At 59.4% G+C, this 11414-nt stretch carries 11 protein-coding genes; 6 read left to right on the top strand and 5 right to left on the bottom strand.

All coding sequences use genetic code 11. From position 1 onward, the window contains the following. The first annotated feature begins 28 nt into the window (after positions 1 to 28). Positions 29 to 892: a sulfotransferase gene (locus N7U68_RS11880; RefSeq protein WP_263046933.1), complete on the top strand. Its 864-nt coding sequence runs from the start codon at positions 29 to 31 to the stop codon at positions 890 to 892. A gap of 9 nt (positions 893 to 901) precedes the next feature. Here N7U68_RS11880 and N7U68_RS11875 read toward each other — a convergent pair whose 3' ends face one another. Continuing rightward, entirely contained in the window at positions 902 to 1696 is a 795-nt protein-coding gene (locus N7U68_RS11875; protein ID WP_263046932.1) for an ABC transporter permease, read from the bottom strand. A gap of 140 nt (positions 1697 to 1836) precedes the next feature. On the opposite strand from N7U68_RS11875, the gene N7U68_RS11870 reads away from it, so the two are divergent. Together N7U68_RS11870 and N7U68_RS11865 are read left to right on the top strand one after the other, a co-directional pair. Further along, complete coding sequence (locus N7U68_RS11870; RefSeq protein ID WP_263046931.1) at positions 1837 to 3012, top strand: KpsE/RkpR family capsule polysaccharide export protein; 1176 nt, start codon at positions 1837 to 1839, stop codon at positions 3010 to 3012. Between the two features lie 11 nt (positions 3013 to 3023). Continuing rightward, positions 3024 to 3710, top strand: a complete 687-nt coding sequence (locus N7U68_RS11865) for an ABC transporter ATP-binding protein (RefSeq protein ID WP_263046930.1) — start codon at positions 3024 to 3026, stop codon at positions 3708 to 3710. Here the strand turns inward: N7U68_RS11865 and N7U68_RS11860 are convergent. Then, positions 3707 to 4834 carry a glycosyltransferase family 4 protein gene (locus N7U68_RS11860; protein ID WP_263046929.1) on the bottom strand — a complete coding sequence of 376 codons (1128 nt, stop codon included), beginning with the start codon at positions 4832 to 4834 and terminating at the stop codon, positions 3707 to 3709. The two genes, N7U68_RS11865 and N7U68_RS11860, sit on opposite strands and share 4 nt — an antisense overlap. 49 nt (positions 4835 to 4883) lie before the next feature. Next, on the bottom strand, positions 4884 to 5822 hold the full coding sequence (locus tag N7U68_RS11855) for a glycosyltransferase (RefSeq protein WP_263046928.1): 939 nt from the start codon (positions 5820 to 5822) through the stop codon (positions 4884 to 4886). Between the two features lie 120 nt (positions 5823 to 5942). Between N7U68_RS11855 and N7U68_RS11850 the strand changes: the two genes are divergently transcribed. Beyond that, positions 5943 to 7247 carry a glycosyltransferase gene (locus N7U68_RS11850; RefSeq protein ID WP_263046927.1) on the top strand — a complete coding sequence of 435 codons (1305 nt, stop codon included), beginning with the start codon at positions 5943 to 5945 and terminating at the stop codon, positions 7245 to 7247. Then, positions 7244 to 8515, top strand: a complete 1272-nt coding sequence (locus tag N7U68_RS11845; RefSeq protein ID WP_263046926.1) for a glycosyltransferase — start codon at positions 7244 to 7246, stop codon at positions 8513 to 8515. The genes N7U68_RS11850 and N7U68_RS11845 overlap by 4 nt, the downstream gene beginning before the upstream one ends. Here the strand turns inward: N7U68_RS11845 and N7U68_RS11840 are convergent. Both N7U68_RS11840 and N7U68_RS11835 read right to left on the bottom strand, forming a co-directional pair. Beyond that, positions 8454 to 9308, bottom strand: coding sequence for an SDR family oxidoreductase (locus N7U68_RS11840; RefSeq protein ID WP_263046925.1), 855 nt, complete (start codon positions 9306 to 9308; stop codon positions 8454 to 8456). The two genes, N7U68_RS11845 and N7U68_RS11840, sit on opposite strands and share 62 nt — an antisense overlap. A gap of 67 nt (positions 9309 to 9375) precedes the next feature. Beyond that, positions 9376 to 9795: a VOC family protein gene (locus N7U68_RS11835; protein WP_165195295.1), complete on the bottom strand. Its 420-nt coding sequence runs from the start codon at positions 9793 to 9795 to the stop codon at positions 9376 to 9378. Between the two features lie 90 nt (positions 9796 to 9885). Here N7U68_RS11835 and N7U68_RS11830 point away from each other — a divergent pair, with 90 nt between their 5' ends. Then, positions 9886 to 11364: an AMP nucleosidase gene (locus N7U68_RS11830; RefSeq protein ID WP_165195297.1), complete on the top strand. Its 1479-nt coding sequence runs from the start codon at positions 9886 to 9888 to the stop codon at positions 11362 to 11364. Positions 11365 to 11414 lie beyond the last annotated feature (50 nt).

Genomic DNA, 11414 nt, shown 5'->3' with positions numbered 1-11414 from the left:
GTGGTATGACACATCGGAGGTATGGCGCGTGGCAGATCCTAGGATATTCGGTGATCTATTCCTCGGTATAGGCGCGATGAAGGCTGGCACAACATGGCTATATGCGATGCTGGACCGACATCCGCAGTTGCATTTCTGCCCCGAGAAAGAAGTGCATTATTTCTATCATCGCTACGTGGACAAAACCCAGCTAAACGAACGCCGCCGGCTTGAGAATGTGCGTGAACGCTACCTGCTGCGCTTTGATCCGGCCACGGCTAATATCGACCGTATCCGCCAGAACCTGCATTGGGTCAGTGCCTATCTGAACGGTCCGGTAGACGATCATTGGTATCGGAACCTGTTTCAGCTGCGCTCGCATCATCGTTATGCCTGTGACTTCTCCAACCTGACGGCGCATGTCCCGGCAGAGATCTGGCCGCGGATTCAGGCATCGTGCAACCGGCTGCGCGTTCTCTACACCATGCGCGATCCACTGAAACGATTGTGGAGTCATACCAAGTTCCACCTACAGGTAACTGACCAGATGCATCTGTTGGACTGCTGGGGACCTGCCGATTTTGATGCCTTTGTGCGCAAACCCTTTATCTGGGACAACGCTGAATATGGCCGTACCTTGCGCGCGCTGCGTGGTGGTCTGGATGACGCCAACTGGCACGCGGTCTTTTACGAGGATATTCATGCTGATCAGCGCGCGATGCTCGCTAGGATCGAGGGGTTTCTAGGCGTCGATGCCCAGACCTATCCCGATGCTTTGTTGGCGCGGCGTTTTACTGAATCAGCGCGCCGCCAGATGCCGGAGTTTTTTGGTAACCTCTTTGCCCGCGATATTGCCCGCATCACCAATGAGGTGCGTGAGGAAGGTTTTGCAATCCCGTCCAGCTGGGGCTGACACACCAATCTACTTTAGCAGAATATCCCGGTGATGCCGCCACAGCAGAAAGAGGCCGGTAATGAATGTCACTGCCGATAGCCCCATCACATAAAGCGCCGAAACATAGCTGGCATGATAAAACGGATAGAACCCCTCGCGCATCATGCCGACGATATGCACCAGCGGGTTGAACCACAAAAGATCGCCATAGGGTGCCGGAACCGATTCAAATACAAAGAACACGCATGAAATGATGAACAGCGGCCGGGTAACAATTGCCCAGATCGTGGCCCATAACGGATAGGCCAGCGTCAGGAACGCATTCAGCGTTCCAATCCCTGTCGCCAGACAGATCACGAGCAGATAGGCCATTGCAATACTCTGCGCGTCGATGCTGGCACGCGCGCCTAGGCCCCAGAGGATAAAGCTCAGCACTATGGCGTTTACCATCAACTGAGCAAAGCCATTCAGGATCAGCCGCGCGATGATTGCATCAAGAAAGGTCACGCGTGGGTATTTCAGCAATGCGCGCGAAAACTGGATTGTCTGGCCCAGTTTTCCGGAGAGATCGTTGAACATCAAAAAGGGCAGCACCCCCGCCGCATAGAACAACGGAAAACTTGTTCCCAGTGGGGGGGCGCGAAAGCCAATGGAAAACACCGCCGTCAGCAGGGCAACACCAGCCGCAGGTTCGATGATCGCCCAGAGGTATCCCCCCGGAGAGCGGCCATATGTGGTCGACATCTCACGCAGGATCAGCGCCGCAATGGCGCGAGCCGCCTGCGTAGCGCCGCCCGATTTCATCACATTCGAACCGGCCATGCCCGTCCCCTAATATTACACATCAAGGGTAACGGGCGGGGTTTAAGAAATCTTTTAGCAAAAGCGAATAAACCGGACGGTACCCCGTCTGCACATGAGGACCGGGGCCAGGCAGAACGCTGAGAAGAAAGCAGGCACGAATGTCCATCACCCGAGCGATCGACCGACAGGGCGCAACGGCACTGCCGCCACCCGTCACACACAGTCGGTTAAGGCTGCGACACCGGTTTGCGATCTTCAGTTTTTTCCTGCTGGTGGCAATGCCCGCCTACACGGTGGGCTGGTTCCTCTATACCCGCGTCGCGGATCAATACGCATCGCATCTGGGGTTTTCGGTACGCACTGAGGAAAGCGGATCGGCGATCGAGTTGCTAGGTGGCGTCACGGAACTATCCGGCTCATCCTCGTCCGATACCGATATCCTCTATGCCTACCTTACCAGTCAGAAACTCGTGCGCCTGATGGAGCAGCGCGTGGATCTGCGCGCCGTCTGGGGTGACACGGATCGTTGGCGTGACCCCATCTTTACCGTCGATCCTGCGGGGACGATTGAGGATCTTCAGGCCCATTGGGAACGCATGGTGCGTATCGAATATGACAGTGGCAGCGGCATGATTGATCTGCGTATTCTGGCCTTTGATCCGCAAGATGCTCAGCGCATCGCGGCGGCACTCTTTGCTGCGTGCAGTGCGATGATCAATGACCTGTCGATCGTCGCTCGTGAGGATGCGATCAAGTACGCGCGTGATGAACTGGATGCCGCGGTCGTGCGGCTCAAGGAGGCGCGCAAGGCGCTCACCGCGTACCGGAACCGCAACCAGATGGTCGACCCGACAATGGACACTGCGGGGCGCATGGGGCTTGTCACCACGCTACAGCGACAGCTGGCAGAGGCACTGATCGAGCTGGACCTCCTGCGAGATTCGACACGCGCCAATGACCCGCGTGTGGTCCAGGCGACCCGGCGCGTGGCGGTGATTGAGGACCGGATTGCCGCCGAACGGCAAAAGCTGGGCTTGGGCCAGGGGAATGCCGCGACAGAGGCGTTCGCCGATCTTGTGGGCGAATACGAAGGTCTGATCGTTGACCGTGAGTTCGCCGAAACCGCCTATACTGCCGCACTCGCCAATTATGACGCTGCGCAAGCCGAGGCGCAGAAACAAAGCCGCTATCTGGCCGCCCATATCGAGCCGACACTGGCAGAGGCCGCAGAATACCCTGAGCGGCTGAAACTGTTGCTGATTGCGCTCTTGTTCGCGTTTTTTCTGTGGTGTGTTGCAGTGCTGATCACCTACAGCCTGCGCGACCGGCGCTAAGGCGACGGAAAATGATCCGGCTGGAAAACATAAGCAAGGATTTCCCGTTGCGCGGCGCGCGCAAGGTAGTAATCCGAAATGCCACCGCGGTTTTCCCTGCCGGGCGAAGCGTTGCCTTGCTGGGTCGGAATGGCGCGGGCAAGAGCACGCTGCTCGACATTATTGCCGGTACAATCAGGCCGTCACGCGGGCGGGTGGTCACGAACGGGCGCATTTCCTACCCTGTCGGCTTTGCCGGATCGTTCCATCCCGATCTAACAGGCGCGCAGAACACGCGGTTCGTGGCGCGTATCTACGGGGTGGATACTTCTGCGCTCTTGGATTTCGTTCACGATTTCGCGCAGCTTGGCCCGCATTTTCATATGCCACTGCGATCCTACTCGGCAGGGATGAAGGCGCGGCTGTCATTCGGTGTGTCGATGGGCATCCCGTTCGACACCTATCTCGTAGACGAGGTTACGTCGGTGGGTGACGGCGCATTTCGGCGCAAAAGCATCGCCCTGTTCGATGCACGGCGCGAACATGCGGGCGCGGTGGTGGTATCCCACTCGTTACCGATGATTCGGCGCATCTGCGACATGGGTGCCGTGTTGGAAAACGGTGTTTTGCGCGTCTTTGACGATCTGGAAGAGGCATTGGCCCTACACGAGCGTAATTTGGGCGGTTCGCAGCTGAACCTGGCAGCATCGGTGATCTAGGGTGCAGGTTTTTGCCGTTCTGCGTCGGTCCGAAAACTGCCCAGCACCTCGGACACCAGCCTGCGGGCGCGAAATTGCCAGATATCATAAGGATAGCTGCGCCGCCACGCTGCGCGGATTCTTGCGGCACTATCGCTGCGGGTACTGACATAGCTTTCGATCAGTTGGGTAATACGAACGGCGTCCCGCGGCAGATCGCGCAACGGAAGACACATTGCCATTGGGTGTGTCGCGATGATTTCGGGTGCGGCCTCGATCGGGCCAAGGATGATCGGCAATCCGCATTCAAAAGCCTCAATCGTGCCGATCGGCATCCCCTCGTAGCGCGAGGTCAGCAAATACCCGTCCGCCTCGGCCAGTATCGGGCGCACATCGGCCAATGAACCGGTAAAATGGACACGTGCGCGGGTTTCTGGCCGCACTTGCCGCAATATCCGGGCTTGGAACGTTGGATCATCAGTGCCCGACCCGCACAATGTCAGGCTGTATTCAGGTGGCATATGATCCATCAGACGCACCGCCAGTGGATAGTTTTTTTGATACCCTGCGCGCCCGGTGATCACCAATTGTCGCTGGTTGCGGCCGTGTCGCGGCAAGGGCAGCTTTCCCAAGTTGGAACTGTTGGGAAGAACGTGGGTGATGTGCCGCATCATCCGGGTTTCGCCGACCACGTTGCGCAGCCGGATCGCCATGTCCGAGGACACAAACACCAGATGCATAGGCGGGCAGTGCGCCAACAGGAACCGCTCCAGCCACCGGGAAACGACTGCTGCGAGCCGACGGTGGCCCGGATCGAACGGGATGCCGTGATAGGTCATTGCGATGCGGGTCTGCGGCGAAGGGCGCAACAGCCGCAGCGCCAACGCCATCCGCAACATCAACGCAGGTAATCGCGCATGCAGCCAGATCACGTCCCAGTTCTGGCTGCGCGCAACACGCAATGCGCCGCGCCATCCGCGCCACATCGTTCCGGGGCGCAGACAGCTGCGCATTCCGTCGATCTCGATGTGATGTGTACCGGCCTCGATGATGCGGTCATAGCCGCCGCGATTGCGGTCGCTGACGATGGTAAGCGCCGCAGAACCGACGAGTGTCTCGCTCAGCTGTTCAAGATGGCGGGGCACGCCGGTACGCGCTCCATCGCCACCAAAAAGCAGAATATTCGGAACAGGATCAGGTTTTTCCAAGCGCGGCTGCCCCCCAAAATCCCATCGAGCCGGACACCGATTGACGGTAGGGCGCAACCTGTCCCAGCGCCCAGATGCGCGCTGGAAACGGTTTCTTGCGGGCATTGGTGAAACGATCAAGGGTTGCGTAGTTTTCTGGCGTAAGAAACGCGGCGCAGTCTTGCATAGCGGCAATGTTGCCAGCGATCCGCGCACGAAATACCCCGCGCAGGACGGCATGCTTGCGCGCGACCAGCCCGCGTATGCCTGTGCCGGCGCCAATCGCGTTGGTTCGATGTTGTCGGTAGAACAATACGCGTGACGGATCAGTTAGAATTCGCCCCCCCGCCCCGGATATCAGAAGGTAGAGCCACCAGTCATGTGCAAATACCGGCCCGGTCAACCGCGCTGCAGTACGCGCCAGAGCCGCCGCTGCGGCGTTAAGGACGATGGTGTTTCCCGGTGCGATGTTTTCGACCAGCGCATTTCGGAAAGATGGTGCTTTTACGCGGTTGTCTGGTCCGAACCGCACCTCGTTCGCGCCATCCCAAATCCAGCGCCGCGCGCAGTAAAGCACCGGCTGTTCCGCTGGCACACGGGCCAGCCAGATTGCCGCACGGCGCAGTTTGTTCGCACACCACACATCATCCTGATCGGCGAGCGCCACCAGACCGGGGCACTCAGGCAGCCCAGCTATCAACTTCAAATAATTGTGAGAGAACCCGCGCCTCTGACCTGATTTCAATATGACGCGGCCGGGATGGCTTTGACCAAACCGGGTGATGACAGAACGGCTTTCATCGCTTGATGCGTCGTCATTACAGGTGAGGGTCCAAGTCACACCGTTCTGGGCGGCGATGCTCCTTAGTTGTGCGGGCAGGTAGGGCGCACCGTTGTGGACACCCATCAGAATACGAACCGGATCAGTTGCGCCTATACCGTTCATGTCCCAGCCATGGTTGCCCAAAATCTCTTGCCCGCCCTTGGTAAAGAGAACTCGTAAACTCTCACTTAATTATCTTGCGCAATAGATGAGGCGGTCACACTGCAACGAGGGGAAGCCCCGGTGATAAGATACCTACGCCCATCGCTCGTCCGGCAATTCCTATGGGTTGTCCGCCGTGACGGGGTGCGCACGGCATTAACGCGTGCGTGCACCTATGTGATGTCCCGGCGCAGGGGCGTAGCGCCCAGCGACGTACCCCGCACGCCGAATATGGGCGGGGATCACTATCTCAGCGGTATTTGGCGCAGTCTGGCGCGCTCGGATGCGTTTCATGTGATTGCTGCCCCGGCATACGTCACCCGGCGCCGCAGTATCGCGTTGATCGGGGATCTGAATCTGCCGCAATGCCGTAAATACCGGGTCGAGCAGCTGGAAGAGTTCTGGCGGCTGCGCGATGTCGAGCTACGCTACGCCCACCATCAGGATGTCCCCCGCGCAGTACAGATCTTGCAGGATGCGACGCATTTGATGTGTTATCGACTATCCGGTTGCGGCGATGTGCCGATGCTGCTGTACGAGGCGCGTCGTCTTCGTCTGCCGATCCTCTATGATATTGACGATCCGCTGTTCTCGATTTCCGCCTACGAAACTTACGCGAATATGACAGTTCTGGAACCGGGCTTGCAGGCGCATTTCGCGGCAGAGGCGCCGCGCTATCTGGAAACGATGAATGGTTGTGATGCGGTGTCAGTCTCGACGCCGGGGCTGGCAGATCATGCGCGCCTTTATACGTCGCGCCCGGTGTTCGTGCGGCGCAACTTTGCTGATCAGGCCACGCTGCGGGCGGGCCAGCAGGCGATGCAGGCCAGCACCGACAATGAGGCGGCGTTTCGGGTTGCTTTTGCCAGCGGATCACAAGGTCACGAAGCCGATTTTAAGATAATCGAGGCGGAACTGACCGCATTTCTGGCTGCTGACGGAAACCGGCGGTTGATGATGCTGGGTCATTTTGAGCGACGGCATCTGCCAACCGCCATCGCGCGCCAGACTGAATGGCACAGCTTTACAGACTATGACACGTATTTGCGGACGTTGGCGCAGGCCGATTGCGTGGTGATGCCGCTGGTGGGCGATCCGTTCAATCGCTGCAAGAGCGCGGTGCGCGCCATAGATGCCGCTGCCGTCGGCACACCTGCCATATGCAGCGCGGTCGGGGATTTGCCACAGGTGGTGCGTCACGATCAGACGGGTTTTGTTGCCCGGTCATCGCGCGACTGGGGCGGTTCGTTGAACACTCTGGCGCGTGATCCGGGCGCGGCGCGTGCGATGGGCCTCCGGGCCCGTCGTAATCTGGAACAGCATTGGTCGGCACAGGCGGCCCCGCATATCGTTGACCCTGACCTCATGGATTGGGTGCTGGCATGAGCGGGCCACATATTCTGATCGTTAACGTGTTTTTCGCGCCAAACGCCTATGGCGGTGCGACCATCGTCGCCGAAGAAGTGGCCCATGCTCTGCGCCGCAAGGGGTGCCTGATCACGGCGATCTCGTTGATCAGCCGGGCAGAGCTGGCCCCCTATGCCGTGATCAAATCCGAAGTGAATGGCCTGACGTCCTACCTCGTCAATGTCCCCGAGGGGCGCAGTTATGCCGCACGCTATAACAATGCTGATCTGGCAGAGAGTATCGGCGGGTTGATTGACAGGCTCGTGCCTGATCTGGTGCATGTGCATTGCGTGCAGGACGTCGGTGCCGGTGTGATCGAGGTCGCCAAGGCGCGCGGTCTGCCTGTGGTGCTCAGCGTGCATGATTTCTGGTGGCTATGCGAGCGTCAATTTATGATCACCCCCGATCAGCGATATTGCGGGCAGGCACCTGTGTGCCTGTCACGCTGTCGTGGCTGTGTCGAGGATTTCAGCGCCGCGCGTACACGCGATACCTATCTCAAGCGGCAAGCGGCGCTGGCGGACATCGTGACCTATCCAAGTCAATTTGCCCGTGACTTGTGCGAGGCATCCGGTCTGGCACCCGGACGCGGCACTGTCTGGCGAAATGGCGTGTGCCTGCCAGATTCCACGTACTTTGTTGCGCAAACAGCGCGCCGGGCGACAGACGCGCGGCTGGCCTTTGGTTATCTTGGCGGCCCCGCACAAATCAAAGGTTGGCCAGATATCCACGCCGCCTTTGCCGGGTTGGAGCGCGACGATTTCACCATGCATCTGGTCGACGGCGCATTGGATGGCGGATGGTGGACAGGGATTGATCTGACCGGACTGCCCGGTGAATGGCAGATACACCCAAGGTTTTCGCAAGCTGAGATGGATACCTTCTATGCCCAAATCGACGTTCTACTGTTTCCGTCGCAATGGAAGGAAACCTTTGGTCTGGCAATTCGCGAGGCGCTGGCGCGCGGCATTCGCGTGATCCAGACCGACAGCGGCGGCACGGTCGAACATTCGGGCGTCGTGGCCGCTGACCTGATCCCGATTGGCGCGGGCCCTGCGCCGCTGCGCGCGCAAATTGCCGCTCAGATGGATCGCGGGATAGGACCGACTGCGCCGGTACACGTGGCAACTTATGATGATCAGGCGGCAGAACTTTTGACCCTCATTCGCCCACTATTAGGTGACGTCAGTTGTCGGCCTGAAGCAACGCCAGCAGCCCGTCCCGATAGTTGGGGTAGTGCAGCGTGATGCCCAACTCCTGCTTGATCAGATCGTTGCGCACGCGTTTCGACTCGGCATAGAAGCTGCGTGCCATAGGTGTCATGTCTGCATCGTCAAACTGCGTTGCAGGCGGGACCGGCAAGTGCAGTAACTCGGCGGCATAGCCGATCACGTCTTCGGGCGGCGCGGGGTCGTCGTCGCAGACGTTATAGACAGCACCCGGTCTCGGCGCGCGGATCGAGGCCAGCAACACCTGCGCGATATCTTCGACATGAATACGGCTGAACACTTGCCCCGGCTTGACAATCCGTCGCGCCGTGCCTGCGCGAACCTTGGCAAAAGGACCGCGGCCCGGCCCGTAAATTCCTGCAAGACGAAAAATGTGCAACGGCAGATCAGGGATCGCCCGCCACGCGGCTTCGGCGTCGACACGCATCTGGCCGCGACGGGTGCTGGGGGTCAGCGGTGTTGTCTCATCCACCCAGCCGCCTGCGTGATCGCCGTAAACGCCGGTTGTCGACAGGTAGCCAACCCATTCCAGATGTGGTGCAAGGCGTGTGATGTGATGACTCAGTGCATTCAGCATCGGATCGCCGTCCGCATCAGGCCCCGCCGAAATCAGCAGATGTGTGGCCTGCGCCAGCACCGGACCGAGGTCCGTGCCGGGAAAGCTCACGATCTCGGCGCTACCGACCGTCGTCTGTGCGGTCTTGTCCTCGCGGCGAGTGGTGCCGATCACCTTCCAGTCGTCGGGTGATAGCAGACGTGTCAGGGCGCGGGCACAGTAGCCGTGGCCAAAAGAAAGCAGTGTTCGGGTCATGCCCCAGATATGCGCGCGCCCCGCTCTATTGGCAAGCGTCCCATCTCAGTGCCAGAGGACTCTGGCCTCATAACGGAAGCGATGCCACCCACGCATAGCCGTTTTCACACAGGATATAGGCTTCTCGCAGGCCGTGCGGTTTGTCTTTAGCGGGCTGTAGAACATGCGCGCCAATCGCCTCTGCGCGGGCCTGTGCCGCGTCTGGATGGGTGTGGTAGAAACGGAATTCGGCGCCGCCACCGCGCGCGCCTGCCTCGGGGATGAGGCTGGGCAGCGGATTTGAATGATAGGTCCCATCACTATGTACCTGCATGACGCTGCCATGATAGCGGATGATCGCGAAATCATCGGTGATCTGATGCGCTTCGACACCGAAAACCTCGGTTAAAAAATGCACCTGCCGTCGCACATCCCGCACCAGAATATTCAGACCGATCCCGGTGAGTGACGCGCCGAACGCTTCGGCGCTGATGGTCTCGTAATCCATGGCCTGATCTATCCCCATCCCGCTCCTGCACAGCTTGATCCCCGCGCCGCCGCGTGTCAACGTGCCCGCCAACAAGCGAGGCAGGCCACTATGCAGCAGGCGGACAGGACCATCGACATTCCCGACGCGCCGCCCCCGGCGCAATTCACGGACGCGCACGCGGCGGTTGATCACCTCTGCACGCTTTACGACATGGCGGTGCGATTCCTGTGCCAATCCTTTGATGCGGCAATGACAGGACCGGTGCCGTCGCGCCGTATTCGCGCCTATTATCCAGAGATCCGGATCACCACGTCCTCGTTCGCCAAGGTGGACAGCCGGCTTAGCTTTGGCCACGTATCGGCACCGGGGACACATGCCACCACAATCACCCGGCCCGACCTGTTCCGCAGTTACCTGACCCAGCAAATCGAACTGCTGATGGAAAACCACAATGTGCCGATCAGCATCGGTGTGTCAGATACGCCGATACCGGTGCATTTTGCCGTGGCGCAGGATTCCGAATTGACTGTCCCGCATGCAGGCGCGGCGCGGTTCACCCTGCGCGATGTTTTTGACGTTCCCGACCTCAGTACCACCAACGACGATATCGTGAACGGGACCGCGCGCGCCGCCCCTGACGGGACCGAGCCACTGGCGCCCTTCACCGCGCAACGCGTCGACTATTCGCTGGCTCGGCTGGCGCATTACACAGCGACCGAACCGGCGCATTTCCAGAACCACGTCCTGTTCACCAACTATCAGTTCTACGTGTCCGAGTTCGAAGCCTACGCCCGCCGCGCACTCGCTGATCCCGATAGCGGCTACACCAGCTTTGTCAGTACCGACAATGTAGAGATCACCGATCCAGAGGCGCCGCTGGAGGTGCCACTGAAACTGCCGCAGATGCCAGCCTATCACCTCAAGCGACCGGGCGGCACGGGCATCACGCTGGTCAATATCGGCATCGGCCCGTCCAACGCCAAGACCGCGACAGATCACATCGCGGTGCTGCGTCCACATGCCTGGATCATGGTCGGTCACTGCGCTGGTCTGCGCAATTCCCAGAGCTTGGGGGATTTCGTTCTGGCGCATGCTTATCTGCGCGAAGATGGCGTACTGGATGCCGACGTCCCCATATGGGTGCCGATCCCCGCATTGGCCGAAATCCAGATCGCGCTCCAAGAAGCGGTTGCCGAGGAAACCCAGCTGACCGGGTATGACCTGAAACGGATCATGCGCACCGGCACTGTTGCCAGTCTTGATAACCGCAACTGGGAATTGCGTGACCAGTCTGGCCCGGTGCAGCGCCTCAGCCAGAGCCGGGCCATCGCGCTGGATATGGAAAGTGCGACAATCGCCGCCAACGGGTTTCGCTTTCGCGTACCCTATGGCACGCTTTTGTGCGTCTCAGACAAACCTCTGCATGGCGAGTTGAAGCTGCCCGGCATGGCGTCTGATTTCTATAATGCGCAGGTTGCCCGCCACCTGATGATCGGAATTCGTGCAATGGAAACGCTGGCGAAAATGCCACTGGAACGCATTCACAGTCGGAAATTACGGTCATTTGAGGAAACAGCGTTCCTTTGAAGGACGAAAAACCGCCGAAAATCCTATATTTTCGCTTTATTCGCTGCCAC

It is taken from the genome of Roseovarius pelagicus (assembly GCF_025639885.1).
Lineage (GTDB): Bacteria > Pseudomonadota > Alphaproteobacteria > Rhodobacterales > Rhodobacteraceae > Roseovarius > Roseovarius pelagicus.
Note: the sequence above shows the minus strand (reverse complement) of the source record. Positions and strands in the feature narration are given on the sequence as shown.